Origin of the sequence: Microvirga sp. 3-52 (assembly GCF_018383585.1) — a bacterium.
Classification (GTDB): domain Bacteria; phylum Pseudomonadota; class Alphaproteobacteria; order Rhizobiales; family Beijerinckiaceae; genus Microvirga.
The window spans coordinates 23,576-43,962 of the sequence record NZ_JAHAMK010000011.1 but is presented as its reverse complement, the minus strand read 5'-3'; the positions used below and the strand labels follow the sequence as shown (position 1 = coordinate 43,962).

21 protein-coding genes and 1 tRNA gene are annotated in these 20,387 nt (G+C 62.3%); 11 read left to right on the top strand and 11 right to left on the bottom strand.

The genetic code is table 11. The features are described from left to right. Window positions 1-291 precede the first annotated feature (291 nt). The gene (locus KHP60_RS10765; RefSeq protein WP_213563895.1) at window positions 292-573 is read left to right on the top strand and encodes a hypothetical protein; all 282 of its coding nucleotides are present in this window, start codon (window positions 292-294) and stop codon (window positions 571-573) included. A gap of 179 nt (window positions 574-752) precedes the next feature. Here KHP60_RS10765 and KHP60_RS10760 read toward each other — a convergent pair. The 4 genes from KHP60_RS10760 to KHP60_RS10745 form a co-directional block, all read right to left on the bottom strand. Further along, window positions 753-843, bottom strand: a tRNA-Ser gene (locus KHP60_RS10760). Window positions 844-1,228: 385 nt separating this feature from the next. After that, window positions 1,229-1,492, bottom strand: coding sequence for a hypothetical protein (locus KHP60_RS10755; protein ID WP_311924894.1), 264 nt, complete (start codon window positions 1,490-1,492; stop codon window positions 1,229-1,231). Between the two features lie 123 nt (window positions 1,493-1,615). Next, window positions 1,616-1,915: a hypothetical protein gene (locus tag KHP60_RS10750; protein WP_213563893.1), complete on the bottom strand. Its 300-nt coding sequence runs from the start codon at window positions 1,913-1,915 to the stop codon at window positions 1,616-1,618. Window positions 1,916-2,169: 254 nt separating this feature from the next. After that, window positions 2,170-2,664 carry a YidB family protein gene (locus KHP60_RS10745; protein WP_213563892.1) on the bottom strand — a complete coding sequence of 165 codons (495 nt, stop codon included), beginning with the start codon at window positions 2,662-2,664 and terminating at the stop codon, window positions 2,170-2,172. A 427-nt stretch (window positions 2,665-3,091) separates the two neighbouring features. On the opposite strand from KHP60_RS10745, the gene KHP60_RS10740 reads away from it, so the two are divergent. The 3 genes from KHP60_RS10740 to KHP60_RS10730 all read left to right on the top strand — a co-directional run bounded on the left by KHP60_RS10740 (window position 3,092) and on the right by KHP60_RS10730 (window position 7,206). Then, complete coding sequence (locus tag KHP60_RS10740) at window positions 3,092-4,765, top strand: calcium-binding protein (RefSeq protein ID WP_283770693.1); 1,674 nt, start codon at window positions 3,092-3,094, stop codon at window positions 4,763-4,765. Between the two features lie 154 nt (window positions 4,766-4,919). Then, entirely contained in the window at window positions 4,920-6,059 is a 1,140-nt protein-coding gene (gene solA / locus KHP60_RS10735; protein WP_213563890.1) for an N-methyl-L-tryptophan oxidase, read from the top strand. Between the two features lie 28 nt (window positions 6,060-6,087). Beyond that, entirely contained in the window at window positions 6,088-7,206 is a 1,119-nt protein-coding gene (locus KHP60_RS10730) for a branched-chain amino acid ABC transporter substrate-binding protein (RefSeq protein ID WP_213563889.1), read from the top strand. A gap of 68 nt (window positions 7,207-7,274) precedes the next feature. On the opposite strand, the gene KHP60_RS10725 is transcribed toward KHP60_RS10730, so the two are convergent. The 3 genes from KHP60_RS10725 to KHP60_RS10715 form a co-directional block, all read right to left on the bottom strand. After that, window positions 7,275-7,709 (bottom strand): hypothetical protein, encoded by a 435-nt coding sequence (locus tag KHP60_RS10725; RefSeq protein WP_213563888.1) that lies wholly within the window; start codon window positions 7,707-7,709, stop codon window positions 7,275-7,277. 151 nt (window positions 7,710-7,860) lie between these two features. Continuing rightward, window positions 7,861-8,145 (bottom strand): hypothetical protein, encoded by a 285-nt coding sequence (locus KHP60_RS10720; protein ID WP_213563887.1) that lies wholly within the window; start codon window positions 8,143-8,145, stop codon window positions 7,861-7,863. Window positions 8,146-8,251: 106 nt separating this feature from the next. Continuing rightward, window positions 8,252-9,037 (bottom strand): Crp/Fnr family transcriptional regulator, encoded by a 786-nt coding sequence (locus KHP60_RS10715; protein WP_213563886.1) that lies wholly within the window; start codon window positions 9,035-9,037, stop codon window positions 8,252-8,254. 437 nt (window positions 9,038-9,474) lie between these two features. On the opposite strand from KHP60_RS10715, the gene KHP60_RS10710 reads away from it, so the two are divergent. The 3 genes from KHP60_RS10710 to KHP60_RS10700 all read left to right on the top strand — a co-directional run bounded on the left by KHP60_RS10710 (window position 9,475) and on the right by KHP60_RS10700 (window position 12,166). Continuing rightward, window positions 9,475-10,848, top strand: coding sequence for an amidase (locus KHP60_RS10710; protein WP_249688683.1), 1,374 nt, complete (start codon window positions 9,475-9,477; stop codon window positions 10,846-10,848). A gap of 357 nt (window positions 10,849-11,205) precedes the next feature. Beyond that, window positions 11,206-11,961, top strand: a complete 756-nt coding sequence (locus KHP60_RS10705; protein WP_213563884.1) for a rhodanese-related sulfurtransferase — start codon at window positions 11,206-11,208, stop codon at window positions 11,959-11,961. After that, complete coding sequence (locus tag KHP60_RS10700) at window positions 11,954-12,166, top strand: SlyX family protein (protein WP_213563883.1); 213 nt, start codon at window positions 11,954-11,956, stop codon at window positions 12,164-12,166. The genes KHP60_RS10705 and KHP60_RS10700 overlap by 8 nt, the downstream gene beginning before the upstream one ends. A 22-nt stretch (window positions 12,167-12,188) precedes the next feature. Here KHP60_RS10700 and KHP60_RS10695 read toward each other — a convergent pair whose 3' ends face one another. Then, window positions 12,189-12,401 carry an alkylphosphonate utilization protein gene (locus KHP60_RS10695; protein ID WP_213563882.1) on the bottom strand — a complete coding sequence of 71 codons (213 nt, stop codon included), beginning with the start codon at window positions 12,399-12,401 and terminating at the stop codon, window positions 12,189-12,191. Between the two features lie 233 nt (window positions 12,402-12,634). Here KHP60_RS10695 and groES point away from each other — a divergent pair, with 233 nt between their 5' ends. Further along, window positions 12,635-12,949, top strand: a complete 315-nt coding sequence (gene groES / locus KHP60_RS10690; protein WP_213563881.1) for a co-chaperone GroES — start codon at window positions 12,635-12,637, stop codon at window positions 12,947-12,949. A gap of 246 nt (window positions 12,950-13,195) precedes the next feature. Beyond that, window positions 13,196-14,776 (top strand): chaperonin GroEL, encoded by a 1,581-nt coding sequence (groL, locus tag KHP60_RS10680; protein WP_213563880.1) that lies wholly within the window; start codon window positions 13,196-13,198, stop codon window positions 14,774-14,776. An 81-nt stretch (window positions 14,777-14,857) separates the two neighbouring features. Here the strand turns inward: groL and KHP60_RS10675 are convergent, their stop codons facing one another. Next, entirely contained in the window at window positions 14,858-15,601 is a 744-nt protein-coding gene (locus KHP60_RS10675) for a hypothetical protein (protein ID WP_213563879.1), read from the bottom strand. A 571-nt stretch (window positions 15,602-16,172) separates the two neighbouring features. Between KHP60_RS10675 and KHP60_RS10670 the strand changes: the two genes are divergently transcribed. Both KHP60_RS10670 and KHP60_RS10665 read left to right on the top strand, forming a co-directional pair. Further along, window positions 16,173-17,261 (top strand): TRAP transporter substrate-binding protein, encoded by a 1,089-nt coding sequence (locus tag KHP60_RS10670; protein ID WP_213563878.1) that lies wholly within the window; start codon window positions 16,173-16,175, stop codon window positions 17,259-17,261. A gap of 168 nt (window positions 17,262-17,429) precedes the next feature. Further along, a complete protein-coding gene (locus KHP60_RS10665; RefSeq protein WP_213563877.1) occupies window positions 17,430-18,431 on the top strand; it encodes an LLM class flavin-dependent oxidoreductase in 1,002 nt (333 codons plus the stop codon). Window positions 18,432-18,569: 138 nt separating this feature from the next. Here the strand turns inward: KHP60_RS10665 and KHP60_RS10660 are convergent, their stop codons facing one another. Together KHP60_RS10660 and KHP60_RS10655 are read right to left on the bottom strand one after the other, a co-directional pair. Beyond that, entirely contained in the window at window positions 18,570-19,412 is an 843-nt protein-coding gene (locus tag KHP60_RS10660) for an ABC transporter permease (protein WP_213563876.1), read from the bottom strand. Beyond that, entirely contained in the window at window positions 19,409-20,356 is a 948-nt protein-coding gene (locus KHP60_RS10655) for an ABC transporter permease (RefSeq protein WP_213564009.1), read from the bottom strand. Before KHP60_RS10655 ends, KHP60_RS10660 begins: the two co-directional genes overlap by 4 nt. Window positions 20,357-20,387 lie beyond the last annotated feature (31 nt).

Genomic DNA, 20,387 nt, shown 5'->3' with positions numbered 1-20,387 from the left:
TTCGTTGTCCTGCCGACGCTTGCTGTCCGCGCTCTTGTCCTGGGTCTTGTTGACTCCACCCTGATTGGCGCCTGCGTTCTGTGCCTTCTGGCTTCTCCACGGAGTTGTGATCGGACTGAGCCAACCTGGATGGAGTGGCGATGTTCCCCTTTTTCCATTCCGTTTTGGGCGACCCGCGGCCGCATGAGCGGCGTCAGGTCCGAAGCAGGCTGATGCCCGCCACGGGGAACGTGCTCACTTCCACAGAATTGAGTGGGTGTGGCCGAGCGCCGTCACCAGGGAGCCGTCAGCATGACCGACAGCAAGGACCAGAAGACCACGATCACCTTGGAGCCTGGACAGGTTGCTGTCGTCCTGGGCATGGAGGATGGGCAGATCAGCCGCCAGCTTTTCGCCAGTCCTGAAGTCGACGCCATACTCGACGATGAGCATTCCGACATTCCGTTCCACTACTTCCTCGCCTCGGCCTTCCTGGTGCGCCTGGATCAGGATGAGGATTTCGCCGCCGACCTGGCCGAGTGGTACGATGAGAGGCTCCAGGGAGAAGCAGGCGGGGCAGACGCTCAGAAATGAGCGTCAGGACCGGCACGGATGTGAATGAAGCGGAGTTAAAACACGCATCGGAGCACTTCTTGGTGCAGTACGGGCGCTCACAGGCATCTGTCCAGCCATTGGCCAGACCTTCCGCGGCAGCCTCTGACGAATGCGCCTGATGCGCACTCTCAAATCCAGTAAAATCAAGGACTTAGAAATGGCGGAGACGGAGGGATTCGAACCCTCGATACCCTTTTGGGGTATGCTCATTTAGCAAACGAGTGCCTTCAGCCGCTCGGCCACGTCTCCAGGCGAAAAGGCCGGATCTGGGATCCCGCTTCGCAGGTGGCGCAATAGACGCGAACAGGGTCTTTTCGTCAAGGTCCAAAATCGTCCGATCGCATCAGCCGCAGAAGGAAAAGCCGCCCTCGGGCGCTTGGAGGGCGGGGTTCACCAGAACAGGTGGGAGAGGGCGAGGCTCGCAAGCCCGATGCCGGAAAGGAAGACCGGAAACCACTTTGGGCATGAGCACTTTGCTTCGTTGAGTTCCACCTCGTCCCCCGAGTGGTTGCTGAATTGGGCCCATCAAAGCGGTTGCCAGCCTGGCAGGGAAGGGGGGTGGGTGGTGAAATATGAGCCTTCGAGCCCAAATGCAGGGCAACATGAATCCTGAGGGGGCGCTGCCCCGCTCCGCTCATGTCGCCGGCGCGATCTCGGCCTTCTCGTAGAGATACCGGATCTCGTCGAAGCTGCGGATGGCGGGAGCCGACTGCCTGACGATGACGGCACTCAGCTGCCTGAACTTGTCGTCGGCCCAATCTTCGACGACCAGGGTGATGGCCTCCCGAAGCGGTAAGGTCGCGATCTTGCAGGCCATGTTCATGCCCGCCGACCGCTCGAATGGCCGGCTCAATGCAAGAAGATCCACCATCTCGTCGAAATCGTGGGCTGCGGTCACAATGCTCTCCCCTGCAAAGGCTCGAAGATGCCGGCCATTGGCAGCGAATTGTGGCAACCCAATGCCCAAGCTTGCCGGAAGTTTGCTTCAGATGGGAAAGTTCGGGGATAAGAGCCGTTTGGCCTAAGGCAGCGGCCTCCGTGCCGGATATCTGAAGTGTTTGAGCAGTTCGTCGTTATGGCCGACGAGCAGTGCAGCCTCCGAGGGGAGCGCGTCCTCGGTCACGCATTCGAAGCCTGAAAAGAAGCCGAGGAACGTCGTGTTGGGAAGGCTCATGAGGAAGATGGATTGGCCGGATGCTGGGTCGGACGCGGCAGCAAGCATCATCTGCTTCGGGCCTCCGAGCTTGACGAATAGTTCTTCGAACTGATCCTGAGTCGGCCCCCATTCGGTAGGGCCGATGGCCTTCTTCGCCCAGAGCATAGCCGCCGTCCCGCTCCGAAGGAGCACATCCAGTATCGAATCCTAGCCTAGTACCGGCACACAAGCGAGAGCGATCGAAGGCTGCCTGATCAGAGGCTTCCGGGAACGGGACGATGAAGGCGGGAGGTAGGTCAAGGCGAGAAAGTGCCGGTCCGTGCAGGAAAGCCGAAACGCTCTGCTGCGATCCAGGCTCTTGAGCGCCGCCGAACCAACCGGCGGCGCTCGCCTCCCGAATGATCGATCAATTAATGATATCAGGCGCTGGGGATCCGCCCTTCGGGTGTGTATTGATCGACGGCCTGCGGGAGCTCTCTCGACAGGCGCGCAACGATCTCCTCCCGCGACAGCCCGGTCTGTTGCGCCAGGGCGGCCAACACATCCGGCCCGATCGCCTGCTCCAATTGCTGTGGAGCGACCTCCTTGTTCGGGCCGGTGCCAACCCAGGACTCGGCGATATCGCCCTGGCCATTCTGGCGGAAGCTGTCGACCAGCTCACCCAGGCCGCCGCTCAGCAGGCCGCCTGGGTTTTGTCCACCAAGCCCGCCCAGCAAACCGCCCAAGCCGCCAAGGCCACCTGCACCGGCTAGGCCGCCTTGTTGCTGTCCCGGACCACCCGGTGCACCACCCGGTGTGCCACCTGAGTTGGATGTGAGACCACCGAGCATCTCGGCAATCTTATCCCTGTTCTGATAGCCGGCGACGGCAAGAAGCCCCAACAGGGCTGTCATGGATGGAAACCCTCGGCTCATGTGTTCCTCCTCCTTCAATGAACGAGAACCGCAGCCGCGTCGAAAGGGTTCCAGGATCGACGGTCTCACAGCGGCCCGCCAAACCCTTCCAGGCCGGCATGAATCAGCAAGGGCAGGGGGGCTTCTCGCGTCATTGTGTGTCAGAGGATGCCGCATCCAGGTAGCCGGCCGTGAAGCAAGTCAACTATACGCTGCAGAACGATATTCCGTGTTCTGTGTGGCTGCGCACGGTCCGGAACGGACATGTCTGCCCGGCATGCAATGTCAAGCTCTTGCAAAGACTAGCAAACTGCCTGCAGCGATCCTTCTCAATAGAATGCCCCTCCGGCTTTGCAAACTTGCACAGCCTCTTTGCACATGCGTAAACGGCCGAGCTTAGGCCTGAGCAAACAAACCTAAACAACGCATGTTCGAAGTGGACGAAACTTTGTCTGAACAACCTCAGTATCTCGACAATTCAAACGGCTTGTCGGCCTTGGCAGCAATTCAGCCCGATGTCATTCACGGCGATGACACCAGTGAAACGCTGAATGGGCACAACGACGCTTCTGTCGACTTCGCCGACGTCATCTACGGCCACGGCGGCGATGACACGATCAACGGCGGAGACGGCAAGGACTATCTCGATGGGGGCGCCGGCAACGACGTTCTCAACGGCGGCGACAACAATGACGACACCCTCGTCGGCGGAGAAGGCGCTGACGTTCTGAACGGCGGTTCTGGAAGCACCTACTGGGACTATGCATCCTACGCCGGTTCCTCGATCGGGCTGACCCTGAACCTGCGCGACACGGGGCTCAGCACCGGCGAAGCGAAGGGCGATGTCTACAGTTCGATCGAAGGCATCATCGGCACGGCCCATAACGATCTGATCATCGGCAATGGCGAGAAACACAAGCTTCTCGGCGGCGCCGGCAACGACACGATCATCGGCGGATCGGGTCAGGAGGCCATGGATGGCGGTGCTGGCGTAGACACCGTGTCCTATGCCCTGTCGGGCCAGGGAGTGTCCGTCAGCCTCGGCGCCGGCGGAGGCGGGGTCAACGACTCGCAAAGCGACACATGGGTGAACTTCGAGAACGTCATTGGCTCCAACTATAACGACTCGCTGTCCGGCGACGGACAGGCGAATTACATCGCGGGCGGCCTCGGCAGCGACTCGCTCTACGGTTCCGGAGGCGATGACACCTTGGATGCCGGTGCAGGCACGGACCATATGCAGGGTGGAGAGGGCAGCGACGTCTATTACGTCGACAGCGCCAATGACGAAGCTCGTGAGCAGTCGTACTACGCCGGTACGGACACGGTCATCACGAGCGTGAGCTATGACATCGGCATGAGTGCCGTGGAGATCCTGCGAGCCGCGGATGGCCATGCTTCGATCAACCTGACGGGGAACGAGTACACCACAACCCTGATCGGCAATGAAGGCAGCAACGTCCTCAGCAGCAAGGGTCGCGGCAGCGTGATGCAGGGCGGCGGCGGAAACGACGTCTATTACGTCGACAACGCCAACGATGTCATCGTCGACACCGGCGGCACCGATGTGGTCTATGCGAGCGCCAGCTTCACGCTCGGATCGAATTCCGGCATCGATACCGTCTATGCGGTCGGCAATGTCCCTGTTCTCAACGGCAATGCGTTCGACAACGTTCTGCTTGGAACCTCGTCCAGGAACACGATGAATGGCGGTGCCGGAAACGACACGATCTACGGCAAGTCCGGAAAGGACATCCTGACCGGTGGCACCGGCAAGGACTGGTTCGTGTTCGATACGACGTTGAGCAAAACCAACACCGACACCGTGAAGGACTTCAAGTCAGGGCAGGACAAGATCGCGCTCGACAATGCCTTGTTCAAGTCGAACAAGTCGTTCTATAGCGCGATCAAGAAGGGCACTCCGGACAAGCCCCTCAAGCTTGCCAAGGCATTCTTCACGATCGGAAGCCATGCCAAGGACAAGAACGATTATCTCGTCTACGACAAGAAGACGGGTGTCCTCTCCTATGACAAGGACGGAGCCGGCAGAGCCGCCGCCGTCGAGATCGCCAAGTTCAGCAACAAGGCGTCCATCAGCGAGAAAGACTTTTTCATCATATAGGATGAACTCATCGGCCCCGCAGATTCCTGCGGGGCTTTTGCTCAAGGCCCCTGCCACAGGCTCGGGCCGGCCCGCAGAAGCCCGGATTGACGAACCGTTGCCCACCGCGGAATGTAGGCGCCCGCATTTGGTACGATCTTGAAAGGTTCGGTCGATGACGACGTTCGATGTGGCGGTGATCGGGCTCGGCGCCATGGGGAGCGCTGCCCTCTTCAATCTTGCTCGTCAGGGACTGCGCGTGATCGGCATCGAACAGTTCGAGCCGGGACATGACAAGGGCTCTTCACATGGCGAGAGCCGGATCATCCGTCTCTCCTATTTCGAGCACCCGTCCTATGTGCCGCTGGCCCGCCGGGCGATGGAGAAGTGGCGCGAGCTGGAGGGGCTCTGCGGCCAGACGATCCTCACCGTGACCGGTGTTCTCGAGGCAGGCTGTCCCGGCAGCCCCATCGTCGCGGGATCCCTCGAGGCGTCCCGGCAGCATGGTCTCGACCATGAAGTCCTCGGCGCTGCCGAGATCAATCGGCGCTTTCCCGCTTTCAGGCTCCCGTCCCACTGGAGCGGATTGTATCAGCCGGACGGCGGGTTCCTGCGTCCGGAGCTGGCCATCCGGCAATTCGTCCGGCTGGCGGAAAGCCATGGGGCCGACGTTCGGACACGGACTCGTGTCGCGGCCATCGAGCCGCGCGGCTCGGGCGTGCGTGTATCAACGGATGACGGCGAGATCGAAGCCGGGGCCGTGATCATCGCGACGGGTGCCTGGATCGGCGATTTTGCGCCCGAGCTGAAGCCCAATCTCAAGCTGACGCGTCAGGTGCTCGGCTGGTTCGAGCCTCTGCAGCCAGCCTATTTCTCCCCGGATCGCTGCCCGGTCTACATTCTCGAATCCGAGGACGATGCCTGCTACGGTTTTCCGGATTTCGCCGGTACGGGCGTCAAGACGGCCTCCCACCGCAAGGGCGCCTATCTCCCGTCGGCCGACGACCTGACACAAGACGGCGGGGCTGCCGACGAAGCGCAGATCCGGCGCATGCTCGCCCTCGCGATGCCGGAGGCCAACGGACCCCTGAAGGCCATGCGGACCTGCATGTACACCCGGACACCAGACGAAGACTTCGTGCTTGACCGGTCATCGGCGGATCCGCGGATCATCCTGGCCTCGCCCTGTTCGGGGCATGGGTTCAAGTTCGCCAGCGTGATCGGAGAGGTGCTGGCGGACCTTGCCCTTGGAAAAACGCCTGCCAACGACATCTCTCGTTTCAAGCTCGATCGTTTCCGGCGGCAATCAGCCTGAAACGGAGAAGCATGAAGGAGGCACCGCCATGAAAAGAAAATTCGCCTGTCATCTGTCCGTCCTGGCCTTGCTGGCCGGAACCGGGCTCGCTCGCGCGGAGGATATCACCATTGCCGTGGCCGGTCCGATGACCGGTGCAGTGGCCACCATCGGCGAGCAGCTCAAGAACGGCGCCGAACTGGCGGCACAGGCCATCAACAAGAGCGGCGGCGTGAACGGGAAGAACATCAAGGTCGTCATCTATGACGATGCCTGCGATCCCAAGCAGGCCGTCGCCATTGCCAACCGCATCATCGCCGAGGGCATCAAGTTCGTCGACGGTCATGCTTGCTCCGGTTCGTCGATCCCGGCCTCCGAGGTTTATGCGGAGGCGGACGTTCTGATGATGAGCCCGGCTTCCAGCAATCCCGCCATGACCGAAAAGGCGGCCGAGCAAGGCTGGTCGACGATCATGCGCCTGTATGGCCGCGACGACGCCCAGGGCAAATTCATCGGGCCATGGATCAAGCAGAATTACGGAACCAAGAAGATTGCCATCCTTCACGACAAGAGCGCCTACGGAAAAGGTCTTGCGGATGTGGTGAAGGCCTCCCTCAACGGCGCCGGCGTCAAGGAAGTGCTCTACGAGGGCATCAACCCCGGTGAAAAGGATTATAAAGCCGTGGTCAACCGGCTCAAGAGCCAGGGCGTCGAGTTTCTCTATTTCGGCGGTTACCACACCGAAGCCGGCCTCATCATGCGTCAGGCCGCCGATCAGAACTACAAGTTCCAGCTGATGATGGGCGACAGTATCGCGACGCCTGAATTCGGGGCCGTGGCAGGTCCCGCGGCTGACGGAACCCTGTTCACCTTCCCGCCGGACGGTCGCGACAGCGAGGCGGCCAAGGAAGCACTGGCCCAGTTCCAGCAGATCGGCTTCGTGCCGGAAGGCTTCACCCTGTTCTCCTACGCAACCGTTCAGGCGATCGCCGGGGGGATCGGCAAGGCCGGGAGCGCCGATCCGAAAGCCGTGGCGAAGACCCTGCGCAGCTCGTCTGTCGAGACCGTCCTCGGGCCGGTCACCTTCGACGAGAAGGGCGATGTCAGGGACCCGAAATACAACATCAACGTCTGGAAGGGCGGCACGTACAGCAAGCTGACCCAGTAAGGGATAGGTTCTGTCCGACAAAGCGAGGGCGGCCCTGTCGGGCCGCCCTGGCACTATTCGAAGATGCTCTAATCGTGCGCCGCCGCCTTATCGGGCTCCTGCATCGGGACGAGGTGCTCGATGGACACCCAGTCTGTGCAGGCCCTGAGGATGGGGGCAAGATACGCACGATTGCCTTCGATCTCGACGACCCGGCAAGAATACGCCCTGCGATCCCCCGGAGGACGGTAAATGACGGTCGTTCCGGGTCTGATCCCGTCATGAGTCAGGGCCTGCGCCCGATTGCTCTCTGGTACCCTGCCGACCTGTCTGTTGTCTTGCGCGAGAGCGGCTTGTTGACCCGCCCGGTAACGCTCGAGTGCTTCGATCGCCACCTTGGCCCTGTCGCGGTAACGGTCGCAGACAACCCTCATCAGGGTTCCCTTTTCCCGACCCGGATACCAAGTCACACCACCGATCTTGGCCAGTTCCTCCGCAACGATCTCGATTTCTTCCTCAGTCATTGTCGACAATCCCTCGTGAGCAGTTGGTATGTGCTCAGGTCTTGTGAACGCACTCATCTGACCTGACCGTTGAGTGCTTATGCCCCCAGAGAATGTTGTTCCCGGGCTTAACGCCCGGCGTTTGATGCGCGCCGAACAGGGAGACGTTTGACTATGCTCTTAATTCCATCATGCGTTTCTGCAGGATGGCGAGTTGCTGGATGTAAGGCTGCCGGCGCTCATAGTGGCGAGCTTTCAACTTCTCGAGAGCGCGGATCTTGATGTTGGTATCCGGTGAGTTGATGCTCAGCTTCTCGCGCTCCTGCTCGTAGTCGAAATCGATGTCGGCGAGAGTCGCGAGGAGAGACTGAAGCAACGGCTGAAAGGTGGGTGAATACATTCTAGGAAGGAGAGCCCCATTGTTCGATTCATTGTTATGAAACTTAGTATCGCTCATCTCGTCCCTCATATTAACTTTGCGTTAATAAGTCCCCACAATACTAAGGTAGGAGTACCCCGTCTGTTGGGAACCCGACAGAACGAGAAGAAATCTTTCTCTCCTATCAACTCGCCGTGTTTCGATGCTTTGCCCGTACGAGGCGGGGGCGCGCGCTCGGTTCGGCCTCCCTGGAGCCTTCCGGCAAGAGCCTCTCGAAGCTCCGGCGGATCGCGTGATAGCATTCGCATGCCGTTTCCTCGAGCCCGGCGCGATCGGTAATTCTGATGGTTCCACGGCCTTGGCTGATCAGACCGATCCGCTGAAGCGCGCTCGTGACGCTGCTCACCGTCGAGCGCTGAACCCCGAGCATCTCGGCCAGGATTTCGTGTGTGAGGGGGATGTCGTCCTTGTCGGTTCGGTCGCGGGTGCTCAGGATGGCGCGGCAGCACCGGGCTTCCACGGTATGGACAGCATTGCATGCGACGGTCTGGAGCGTCTGAGCCAAAAGAGCTTCCGTATATCGGAAAAGCACACGGCGGATCTTCGGGCGCTTGTCGATGGCCTCGCTCAGGCGGTCCAGAACAACACGTGATGCCGTGCCAGAAATCTGGGTGACATAACGTCCAAAGGACTGGCGAGTGACGAGGGCACTCACGAATCCGAACACGGATTCCCTGCCGAACACCGCCATTTCGACCGAGCCACCATTCTGCAGAACGGTGACCAGGGAAACGACGGCATCATGGGGGAAGTAAGTGTACCGGATCGGCTCGCCGGTCTGGTAGATGACCTTGCCCCGAGGCAGATCCACGACTTCGAGATGAGGTTCGAGCCACGAGTAATCATCTGGCTCCAGAGCAGCGAGGAGCTGGTTTCTCTGGTGAACGGCGGCCTTCTTACCATTCTTCATGGTAGGGTATCACTGCGTTGCAGATCCTCGAGAAAGAAGCCGGGCACCTCGACAGGATGATAGTTTCACAAATCCGGAGTGTGCAATCTCCGTATGCCTTTATGAACAGGCGTTTCGCACTCGCTGACGTGGCCTTTGCTGCAGGGGTTGGGTCGGGGCAACAGCTCATCGCCTACTGGGAACGAGGGAGCCCCGGCTTTGTGCCATGATCCGACGGACATGCCTCCAAAGAGTATCATGCCGGAGCCTCTTTCGGGTGACTTCACGCGATGCCTCTGCGTTGGTGGCATAGGCCTATGCACGCGAGCACGGATAAAACCGGTTTACCCGTATCACGGAAGGCTCCAGCATGGCCGCGAGTCGAATCCCTTGAGGAGCATTTCGCATTGAGTCCGCAATCATCTTCGCATCAGACACACGGCAGCACATCGGCGGATTTGGCCGACTGGTCGGCTCCCGAGCTTCTCGAAGCTTATGCCCGCAAGGCGGTGTCTCCCGTCGAAGTCACGAAGGCTGTGATTGCACGCATCGATGCTTATGAGCCGAGGCTCCAGGCGCTCTATGCCTTCGACCCGGACGCGGCGCTTCGCGATGCACGCGCCGCGGAGCAGCGCTGGATGAGCGGGCAGGCGAAGGCGCTCGACGGCATTCCCGCGACCATCAAGGAAAACATCGCCACCAAGGGAACGCCGGTGCCGCTCGGCACCGCGGCGCGTCCGCTCATCCCGGCTGCCGAGGATGCACCGTCGGCGGCACGCCTGCGCGAGGATGGCGTGGTCATTCTCGCCAAGACCACCATGCCGGACTACGGCATGCTTTCGTCCGGATTGTCGAGCTTTCACCCGCTCGCGCGCAATCCGTGGGATCTCTCGAAGAACCCGGGCGGCAGCTCGGCGGGGGCGGGCGCAGCAGCGGCGGCCGGCTATGGGCCGTTCCATATCGGCACCGATATCGGGGGCTCGATCCGCCTGCCGGCCTCCTGGTGCGGCGTGTTCGGCCTGAAGCCGAGCTTTGGCCGCATCCCCATCGATCCGACCTATTACGGCCGAGTCGCGGGACCGATGACCCGCACGGTCCGTGACGCGGCCCTCATGATGAAAAGCCTCACGCGTCCTGATATGCGCGATCCCATGAGCCTGCCCTATCAGGATCTGCCCTGGCTCGATCTCGATATCGACATCAAGGGCCTGAAGATCGGCGTGATGATGCAGGCGGGCATCGGCATGACCCTCGACCCGGAGGTCCGAGCGGTCGTGGAAAGCGCCGCGAGTGCCTTTGCCGGGGCTGGTGCCGTCGTTGAGGAGGTGCCTGCCTTCATCACCCGCGAGATGCTCGACGGTCTCGACGATTTCTGGCGCCAGCGGGCGTGGATGGACATCGCTCCCTTGAGCGACGAGGATCGTGCGAAGATCCTGCCCTACATCCTGCAATGGGCCGAAGGCGGCAAGGCGCTGACAGGCGCCGAGGTCTATCATGGCATGAACCAGATGATGGTGATGCGGCACGCGGCCGTCGCGGCGACGCATCGCTTCGACTTCGTGATCTCGCCGGTGGCTCCTTGTGTCGCCTATCCGGCGGAACTGGCATCGCCCATTCACAATCCGGAGGAGCCGTTCGAGCATATCGGCTACACGGTCGCGTTCAACATGTCGGACCAGCCGGCCGCCTCGGTGAACGCGGGATTCACGAAGGCTGGTCTTCCCGTTGGCCTCCAGATCATCGGCCGTCGCTTCGACGATGTGGGCGTGCTGCGGCTCTCGCATGCCTGTGAGGAGATGTGCCAGGATAGGCGGCCCTGGCCGAAGCTTTGAATGATAAAATGTAAATCTCCGACGTCATCACCGGCCTTGTGCCGGTGATCCCGATGGGAAAAGCGCCGCGCTTCACATAAGCGGGATGGCCGGGACCGGCCCGGCCATGACGGGGTGGGTGTCATCCCCGGCGCACGCAGTGCGGGAAGGGGATCCATGGCATGGCGCCTGATCGTGGATTCCCTTCCCCTCCGCTGCGCTTCGGCCGGGAATGACACCGAGGGTGATGTTTGGAATCGGGATGGCCGGGACCGATTCCCGGATCAAGTCCGGGGACGGCCATGGCCGGAGGGGGAGCGACACCGAGGATTGCTGCTTCGGGTTTTCCTGAAAGCCGCCTCCTGATAAACAGCCGCCATGACGTACAAAGTTGCCGCCCTCTATCAGTTCGTCCCGCTGCCGGACTTCCGGGATCTGAAGGACCCGCTGCACAAGATCTGCCTGGATCTCGGTATCAGGGGCACGCTCCTGCTCGCCCACGAGGGCATCAACGGGACGGTGGCCGGGAGCCCTGAGGCGATCGATGCGCTGATCGTCGAGCTGCGCGACGGCACGCTCTTCAAGGGCTGTCTCGACAATCTCGAGCTGAAGTTCTCAACCGCCGTCGAGATGCCGTTCAAGCGGATGAAGGTGCGGCTCAAGAAGGAGATCGTGACCCTCGGCGATCCGCAGACCGACCCGCTGCGACGGGTCGGGACTTACGTGACCCCGGACGAATGGAACAGGTTGCTGGACGAGCCCGGTATCGTGCTGCTCGATACCCGCAACGATTTCGAGGTCGAGATGGGGACCTTCGAAGGGGCGGTCGATCCGCGGATTAAGCGCTTCAGCGAGTTCAAGGATTTCGTGAGGAACGAGCTCGATCCGAAGCAGCATAGGAAGGTTGCCATGTTCTGCACGGGCGGCATTCGCTGCGAGAAGGCCAGCTCGTACATGCTGGCGCAGGGTTTCGAGGAGGTCTTCCACCTCAAGGGCGGCATTCTCAAGTACCTGGAAGAGGTTTCGGAAACGGAGAGCCGCTGGAACGGCGGATGTTTCGTCTTCGACGAGCGGGTCGCCCTTGGTCACGGGCTCGTGGAGCAGGCGGGCGAGACGGGACAATCCGATGAGTGATCTTGAGGCCCGCGTCGAGGCGCTTGAGGTGCGCGTCGCCTATCAGGACCAGATGATCGATGACCTGAACCAGACGGTCATCGACCAGTGGAAGAAGATCGACGCCCTCAGGCGCCAGCTCAATGAACTGCTGGACCGCGTCCAGGAGGTCGAGGACAGCACAGGCGGGCCGTCCGCGCCCGAGCCTCCGCCGCCGCATTATTGAGCGGGCCGGCGGAAGGGGATGATCAGACCTTCTTCACGAACTCGGTCTTGAGTACCAGGCCTTTGATCTGAGCCGACCGGCATTCGATCTCGCCTTCGGAATCCGTCAGGTGAATGTTCTTGAACACGGTGCCCCGTTTCAAGGTCGTGGAGGAGCCCTTCACCTTGAGATCCTTGATGACCTGGACGGAATCCCCCTCGTTGAGGGTGATCCCGTTGCTGTCCTTCACAACCATTCTTCATCTCCCTGGGAGCCTTTGGCACCCGGCGGGAAAGGGCATAGCCGCCCGGCGCGCGGGTTGTCCAATCGGACTCGAAGTAGCCAAGCTGACGCTCGGTTCCCACGAGTGCCAAAATTTTTTCTCACCCCTCTTGAACGGTGAAGCTTGCCAAACCAAATCATCGACCGCGGAGGCCGGAGAGGCTCCGCGTGAGCAGTTAACGTACTGATATCATTGGAGGAAGCTTCATGAAGTTCCGTCCTTTGCACGACCGTATCGTGGTCAAGCGCATCGATGCCGAGGAGAAGACGGCCGGCGGGATCATCATCCCGGACACGGCCAAGGAGAAACCTCAGCAGGGTGAGGTGATCGCTGTCGGTCCCGGCGCACGCAACGAGCAGGGCCAGCTCGTTCCCCTCGACGTCCGGGTCGGCGACCGCGTGCTCTTCGGCAAGTGGTCCGGCACGGAAGTGAAGATCGATGGCGAGGATCTCCTGATCATGAAGGAGAGCGACATCATGGGCGTGCTGGAGCAGACCGCCGCCCAGAAGAAGGCCGCCTAAGGCCAATCCCGCAATCAGAGTCACACATCGTTACGTCTCATCAGGAGTGACGAACTATGGCTGCTAAAGAAGTCAAATTTGCCCTGGACGCCCGCGACAAGATGCTCCGTGGCGTCGACATCCTCGCCGATGCGGTGAAGGTCACCCTCGGTCCCAAGGGCCGCAACGTGGTGATCGAGAAGTCCTTCGGCGCGCCGCGCATCACCAAGGACGGCGTCACCGTCGCCAAGGAGATCNCGCGACAAGATGCTCCGTGGCGTCGACATCCTCGCCGATGCGGTGAAGGTCACCCTCGGTCCCAAGGGCCGCAACGTGGTGATCGAGAAGTCCTTCGGCGCGCCGCGCATCACCAAGGACGGCGTCACCGTCGCCAAGGAGATCGAGCTTTCCGACAAGTTCGAGAACATGGGCGCCCAGATGGTGCGCGAGGTCGCGTCCAAGCAGAACGACCGCGCCGGCGACGGCACCACCACCGCGACGGTTCTGGCCCAGGCCATCGTGCGCGAGGGCGCCAAGGCGGTAGCCGCCGGCATGAACCCCATGGACCTCAAGCGCGGCATCGACATGGCCGTCGAAGCCGTGGTGGCGGACCTCAAGAAGAATGCCAAGAAGGTGACCTCCAACGACGAGATCGCCCAGGTCGGCACCATTTCGGCCAACGGCGATGCCGAGGTCGGCCGCATGCTGGCGGAAGCCATGCAGAAGGTCGGCAACGAGGGTGTCATCACCGTCGAGGAAGCGAAGTCCCTGGAGACCGAACTCGAAGTCGTCGAGGGCATGCAGTTCGACCGCGGCTATCTCTCGCCGTACTTCATCACCAATGCGGAGAAGATGCGCGTGGAGCTGGAGGATCCCTACATCCTCATCCACGAGAAGAAGCTCTCGGGCCTGCAGGCCATGTTGCCTGTCTTGGAGGCCGTCGTTCAGACCGGCAAGCCGCTCCTCATCATCGCTGAGGACGTGGAAGGCGAGGCTCTCGCCACCCTCGTGGTCAACAAGCTGCGTGGCGGCCTGAAGATCGCCGCCGTGAAGGCGCCCGGCTTCGGTGACCGCCGCAAGGCCATGTTGGAAGACATCGCGGTTCTCACCAAGGGCCAGGTCGTGTCCGAAGATCTCGGTATCAAGCTCGAGAGCGTGACCTTGCAAATGCTCGGCCGCGCCAAGAAGGTGGTGATCGAGAAGGAGAACACCACCATCGTCGATGGCGCCGGCGACAAGCGCGACATCGAGGCCCGCGTCGGCCAGATCAAGGCGCAGATCGAGGAGACCACCTCGGATTACGACCGTGAGAAGCTCCAGGAGCGTCTGGCCAAGCTCGCAGGCGGCGTCGCGGTGATCCGCGTCGGCGGCGCGACCGAGGTCGAGGTGAAGGAGAAGAAGGACCGCGTCGACGATGCCATGCACGCCACCAAGGCAGCCGTCGAGGAGGGCATCCTGCCCGGCGGCGGTGTGGCCCTGCTGCGTGCCCTGGCGGCTCTCGAGACCGTCACGCCTGCCAACGACGATCAGAAGACCGGCGTCGAGATCGTGCGCCGCGCGCTTCAATCCCCGGCTCGTCAGATCGCCATCAATGCCGGCGAGGACGGCTCCGTGATCGTCGGCAAGGTGGCGGAAGCCAAGGACTACTCCGCTGGCTGGAACGCTCAGACCGGCGAGTATGGCGACCTCTACAAGTTCGGCATCATCGATCCGGCGAAGGTCGTGCGTGTCGCCCTTGAGGACGCCGCTTCCGTCGCGGGCCTCCTCATCACCACGGAGGCCATGATCGCCGAGAAGCCGAAGAAGGAGACCGCTCCGGCGATGCCGGCCGGCGGCATGGACTTCTAAGAGCTCCGGCTCATCGGAAGCTTAGGGACGGCGCCGTGAAACCGGCGCCGTTTTCTTTCGGCTCACGGCCTCCCGGGCATTCTAACGATGCCGGATCAGGGAGTCGTCTTCCGGCTCGGCCACGCTGGTTCTGATCGAGCCCGTCGCTTCCTCCGGCGCGATCCTGCGCAGCTGATTCACGAAGGCCGTCAGACTGTTCGTCTTTTCCGGTTCAGGAGCCAGGAAGGCAAGGGCGCTGCTGTCGAACGGCTCCTCCTCGATCGTCCCGTCGACCATGATCGTGGTCCTGATGCCGGTCTGCATGTCGAACGAGACGGATTTGACCTTCGCCTCACGGTGGGGGCTGACCGGCTCGGCGATCACGAGGGATGCCGTCGTGGCTGAAGCCAGGATCGGCTTGGCCGGGGCGCGGACGACGGCGATGGGCCGCGGCGCCGGCTTGGCGACGGACGCCTGGCGCGCTTGCTTGTCCTGGGGCTTCTTTGCGGGTTCGTCGGCGCGGTCGCGGACGGGTTGGGAGACCGCCATGTACTCCGTCGGGCCGGAAAGGATTTGCCGAAGCCGTTCGTCCGCCTCTTTGGCCTCCTTCTGCGTGGCTGAACCGAAAGCCGCCGCGAGAGGGCTCTTGGCCTTTTCCGCCTCGGCCTTTGTCTTGGCCGCCTCGGCCGCCTTTGCAGCGGCAATCCGCTTCCTCGCCTCCGCCGTCTGGGCGCGATTGTTGGTGCTGTAAGAATACTGTTTTCCGTTGATCTCGTAACGGACCAACCGGGCCTCCGCAGCGCTGAACATCATCCCATGCGTGACGATGGAGGCACCAAGCAACATAAGCGTCTTGTTCATCGGCCTATAAGAGCACATTGGCTCTTCCCCTTGCTCAGCTCAAACTCATTTAACAACTGTGGCAAATCTGTGGTCGACAGTAAGTAACGAGCTGACTCGTTGGAGGTATGCTTTCGTAATACTGATGCTTCTGTAAGTAAATGCTACAAGATTCTGGTTGTTTACTGATGAGGATTATTTATCTCTTGGATGATTAATTTCATCTACTATATATCATTGTGATCCAGGCCGTGACAGGGTGGCAAAAGGGCCTGATTGCAACGTTTCCCCCTGTTTGCCATGCAAGCGTGGCGGGGTGGGGGTGCGCTGAGATCATGCCCGCTCAGCCGTTGCGGTGGCGCATCGACCGAGCCGCGTTCATGGTCCGGAGCCACACCTTCGTCATATCAAAGATTTGACGCCGGAGCGGCCCGAGGAACAGGGACCAGGGACATCCGGTTGCCGGGATAGAGCGATGCGACCTTCGCCTTTCGTCTAGCTTTACTCGTGGTCATGCATCGCTTGTTACCGAGCCCTCCGCAAAGCGCGACATGCCCTCGAACTGGAGTAGGCACATATGAAACGCCGCAATTTTCTCGCCACGGCCGGCGCCGGCCTCGCCGCAGGCGCCGTCGCCAAGCCCGCCATCGCTCAGTCCAATCCCGAAATCCGCTGGCGTCTGACGTCGGGTTTCCCGAAGTCCCTCGACACCATTTATGGCGGCGCCGACTTCCTGGCGAAATACGTGTCGGAAGCGACGGAAGGCAAGTTCCAGATCCAGCCGTTCTCGGCCGGTGAGATCGTCGGCACCTTCCAGGCGGCTGACGCCGTGTCCGGTGGTACGGTCGAGATGGCCCACACGGCGGCCTATTACTATGTCGGCAAGGATCCGACCTTCGCGGCCGCCGCGGCGGTGCCGTTCACGCTGAATGCCCGCCAGCTCAACGCCTGGCAGTATCACGGCGGCGGCATCGGCCTCGTGAACGAGTTCATGGCCAAGCACAATCTCTACGCCCTTCCCGGCGGCAACACGGGCACCCAGATGGGTGGCTGGTTCCGCAAGGAGATCAAGACGGTTCAGGATCTCCAGGGCCTCAAGATGCGCATCGCCGGCATCGCCGGTCAGGTGATGGCGAAGCTCGGTGTCATTCCACAGCAGGTGGCCGGCGGCGACATCTATCCGTCGCTGGAGCGCGGCACCATCGACGCCGCCGAGTGGATCGGCCCCTACGATGACGAGAAGCTCGGCTTCCAGAAAGTCGCCCCGTACTACTATTATCCGGGCTTCTGGGAGGGCGGCCTGACGCTCCACTTCCTGTTCAACAAGGGCAAGTGGGAATCCCTGCCGAAGAACTATCAGGCGATCCTGCAGGCCGGCTGCATGGCCGCCAACATGGACATGCTGGCCAAGTACGACGCCAAGAACCCGGCTGCGCTCCGCAGCCTCGTGGGCGCCGGCGCGCAGCTGCGCCCGTTCTCGCAGGAGATCCTCGACGCCGCCTACAAGGCGACCAACGAGGTCTATGCGGAGATTTCCGCTCAGAATGCGGACTTCAAGAAGCTGATCGACTCGCTCCGCGCGTTCCGCAACGAGGAATACCTCTGGTTCCAGGTGGCCGAGTATGCCTTCGACACCTACATGATCCGCGCCCGCACCCGCGGCTGATCCTTGCTCCATCGAGCCATCGAGAAACCCGGCGTCCAAAGCGCCGGGTTTTTCTTTGCAGGGCTGCCGTGCCCCGAGCGGGAGGCTTTACGGGTTGCATCCGGGGCTCAGAATGATGATCTCATGGCAACCCTCGTTCGGCTTTGAACCGCACCAGAAAGATTGTCCATGCCTCCCTTTTCCGTTCTCGATCTCGCGCCCGTTCCCGAAGGCTTCACGCCGTCCGATGCCTTGCGCAACACCCTCGACCTGGCGCAGCACGCTGAAACGTGGGGCTATAATCGCTACTGGCTGGCCGAGCACCACAACATGGTCGGCATCGCCAGCGCGGCGACGAGCGTGGTGATCGCCCACGTGGCCGGCGGCACCAGGACGATGCGCATCGGTGCGGGCGGCATCATGCTGCCGAACCACTCGCCGCTCGTCATCGCCGAGCAGTTCGGCACCCTGGACGCCCTGTTCCCGGGGTGCATCGATCTCGGCGTCGGCCGCGCTCCCGGCACCGATCAGCGCACGTTGCGCGCGCTGCGCCGCGACCCGACCTCGGCCGACACCTTCCCGCAGGACGTCCTCGAACTGCAGGCGCTCCTCGGGCCCGTCCAGCCCGACCAGGTGATCCAGGCGGTGCCCGGGGCAGGCTCGAACGTGCCGATCTGGATTCTGGGCTCGAGCCTCTTCGGCGCACAACTCGCCGCGATGCTCGGCCTGCCTTATGCCTTCGCGTCGCATTTCGCGCCCGGCGCCCTGATGCAGGCGCTGCAGGTCTATCGCGAGCGCTTCCAGCCTTCCGCCCAGCTCGACCGGCCCTATGCCATGGTGGGTGTCAACGTGATCGCCGCCGATACGGACGAGGAGGCGCGCCATCTCTTCACCTCGGCGCAGCAATCCTTCACCAATCTCTTCCGCGGCACCCGCGGCAAGCTCCAGCCGCCCATCGACGATATCGAGAGCTACTGGACGCCAAGCGAGAAGGCGCAGGCCATGAACATGCTGTCCTGCTCCTTCGTCGGATCGCCCAGGACCGTGCAGGACGGGCTTGAGAATTTCATCGCGCAGACCGGCGCCGACGAGGTAATGGTCGCGGCCGCGGTGTACGACCATTCCAGGCGCCTGCGCTCCTACGAGATCCTCAGCGAGGTGCGGGAGTCTATGGATCGCAAGGTTACATAGAGCATCCAGCAATACTCCGCCCCTCATGGCCGGGCTTGTCCCGGCCATCCCGATCCTATGAGGCGCCGCGTTTCACCGTATCGGGATCACCGGCACAGGGCCGGTGATGACGTGGTAGGAACGCACGCACCGGCGCCCCTAAGCGGTCGCGCCACGTCCCTTCAACGTCGGATCGAGCGCGTCACGCAGGCCGTCACCAAGCAGGTTCAAACCAAGCACCGACAGGGCGATGGCGATCCCCGGCGCGATGGCGAGGTGAGGGGCCTGGGAGAGATAGGTCTGCGCATCGCTCAGCATGCGGCCCCAGCTCGGATTGGGCGGGCGTACGCCGAGGCCGAGATAGCTCAGGCCCGCTTCGGTCAGGATGGCGAGCGCGAGTTGGATCGTCACCTGGACGATGAGCGCGCCTGCGATGTTGGGCATCACGTCCTCCCAGGTGATCCTCAAAGGATGCTTGCCGATGGCACGGGCCGCCGCGATGTAGTCGAGCGTCCAGACCTGGAGCGCGACGCCGCGCGTGACGCGGGCGAAGACGGGGATGTTGAACACCGCAATCGCCAGGATGGCCGCGAGAGGGCCGGAGCCCACGAGCGCGCCGATCATGATGGCGGAGAGCACGGCCGGGAACGCGAAGACCACGTCGGAGACGCGCATGGCGATCTCGTCGGCGATGCCCTTCCAGGCGGCCGCCGCGCAGCCGATGGCCGTGCCGATGGCCGCACCCAGCAGCACCGCGGGCCAGGCGATGGCGAGCGAGTTCCAGGCGCCTACCATGAGGAGCGAGGCGACGTCGCGGCCGAAATGGTCGGTCCCGAGAAGACCGACCTCGCCGGGGCCTTTGAGGCGCATGGCGACGCGCACGCGCGTCGGCGCCTCCGGCGTCCAGACGAGCGAGACGAGGGCGGTGACGATCAGCAGCGCGGTGAGAATGCCGCCGACGACGAGGGCAGTGTTGAGAGGAATGCGGGCGCGCTTCGTCATGCTTGGGCTCTCAGGCGCGGGTCGAGGATGGCGTAGCCGATGTCGACGATGAAATTCACCACGATGACGAGTCCGGAAAAGATCAGCACGATGTCCTTGATCACCACGAGATCGCGCTGATTGAGCGCCTGATAGGCGAGACGTCCGAGGCCCGGCAGGTTGAACACGTTCTCCACGAGAATCGCGCCGCCGAAGAAGAACGAAAGCTGCAATCCGAGGATCGTCGTGACGGGGATGAGCGCATTCGGCACCACGTGACGGCGCAGCGTTCCTCCCCTGTCGACGCCTTTGGCGCGGGCGGTGCGCACGAAATCGGCGCCGATCACCTCGAGGGTCGCCGAGCGGGTCACGCGGGTGAGCACGGCCGCCTGGGGCAGGGCGAGCGCGACGGCGGGCAGAAGGAGTGCCTGGAAAGCGGGCCATATTCCGCCGCTCCAGCCGGGAAAGCCTCCGGCCGGAAACCAGCCGAGCCAGGTCGAGAAGAAGAGAATGAACAGAAGGCCGATCCAGAAATTCGGCACGGCGACGCCGAGCTGGCTGAACACCAGCACGGCGCGATCCACCGGCCCGTCCCGGCGCGCGGCCGCCGCGACGCCGAGCGGCAATGCGAGCGCAGTCGAGATGAGAATGGCGAGCAGGCTCAGCGGCAGCGTCACGTTCATGCGCTCGCCCACGAGGGTCGAGACCGGCATCTTGTAGGTGATCGAGGTGCCGAGATCGCCGTGAAGGATCCCGCCGATCCATTGCAGGTAGCGTACGAGCGCCGGCTGATCGAGCCCGAGCTCCTGCCGCAGGGCCGCGAGGGTATCCTCACGCGCAGCCGTGCCGAGCATGATCGCGGCCGGATCGCCCGGCAGGACTTCCAGGATCAGGAAGATCGCCAGCGACACGGCCAGGAGAGTGACGGCGAGCGAGACGAGGCGTGAGATGACGAGACGCAGCATGAATTCAGGGACCATCCATTCCCTCCCGCTT

Excerpts from the sequence above, each read along its gene's own strand:
- KHP60_RS10730 (WP_213563889.1), top strand. The coding sequence starts at position 6,088 with ATGAAAAGAAAATTCGCCTGTCATCTGTCCGTCCTGGCCTTGCTGGCC.
- KHP60_RS10765 (WP_213563895.1), top strand. The coding sequence starts at position 292 with ATGACCGACAGCAAGGACCAGAAGACCACGATCACCTTGGAGCCTGGA.
- KHP60_RS10700 (WP_213563883.1), top strand. The coding sequence starts at position 11,954 with ATGAGTGATCTTGAGGCCCGCGTCGAGGCGCTTGAGGTGCGCGTCGCC.
- KHP60_RS10695 (WP_213563882.1), bottom strand. The coding sequence starts at position 12,401 with ATGGTTGTGAAGGACAGCAACGGGATCACCCTCAACGAGGGGGATTCC.
- groES (WP_213563881.1), top strand. The coding sequence starts at position 12,635 with ATGAAGTTCCGTCCTTTGCACGACCGTATCGTGGTCAAGCGCATCGAT.
- KHP60_RS10665 (WP_213563877.1), top strand. The coding sequence starts at position 17,430 with ATGCCTCCCTTTTCCGTTCTCGATCTCGCGCCCGTTCCCGAAGGCTTC.
- KHP60_RS10725 (WP_213563888.1), bottom strand. The coding sequence starts at position 7,709 with ATGACTGAGGAAGAAATCGAGATCGTTGCGGAGGAACTGGCCAAGATC.
- solA (WP_213563890.1), top strand. The coding sequence starts at position 4,920 with ATGACGACGTTCGATGTGGCGGTGATCGGGCTCGGCGCCATGGGGAGC.
- KHP60_RS10720 (WP_213563887.1), bottom strand. The coding sequence starts at position 8,145 with ATGAGCGATACTAAGTTTCATAACAATGAATCGAACAATGGGGCTCTC.
- KHP60_RS10655 (WP_213564009.1), bottom strand. The coding sequence starts at position 20,356 with ATGCTGCGTCTCGTCATCTCACGCCTCGTCTCGCTCGCCGTCACTCTC.
- KHP60_RS10745 (WP_213563892.1), bottom strand. The coding sequence starts at position 2,664 with ATGAGCCGAGGGTTTCCATCCATGACAGCCCTGTTGGGGCTTCTTGCC.
- KHP60_RS10715 (WP_213563886.1), bottom strand. The coding sequence starts at position 9,037 with ATGAAGAATGGTAAGAAGGCCGCCGTTCACCAGAGAAACCAGCTCCTC.
- KHP60_RS10705 (WP_213563884.1), top strand. The coding sequence starts at position 11,206 with ATGACGTACAAAGTTGCCGCCCTCTATCAGTTCGTCCCGCTGCCGGAC.
- KHP60_RS10670 (WP_213563878.1), top strand. The coding sequence starts at position 16,173 with ATGAAACGCCGCAATTTTCTCGCCACGGCCGGCGCCGGCCTCGCCGCA.
- groL (WP_213563880.1), top strand. The coding sequence starts at position 13,196 with ATGCTCCGTGGCGTCGACATCCTCGCCGATGCGGTGAAGGTCACCCTC.
- KHP60_RS10675 (WP_213563879.1), bottom strand. The coding sequence starts at position 15,601 with ATGTTGCTTGGTGCCTCCATCGTCACGCATGGGATGATGTTCAGCGCT.
- KHP60_RS10660 (WP_213563876.1), bottom strand. The coding sequence starts at position 19,412 with ATGACGAAGCGCGCCCGCATTCCTCTCAACACTGCCCTCGTCGTCGGC.
- KHP60_RS10750 (WP_213563893.1), bottom strand. The coding sequence starts at position 1,915 with ATGCTCTGGGCGAAGAAGGCCATCGGCCCTACCGAATGGGGGCCGACT.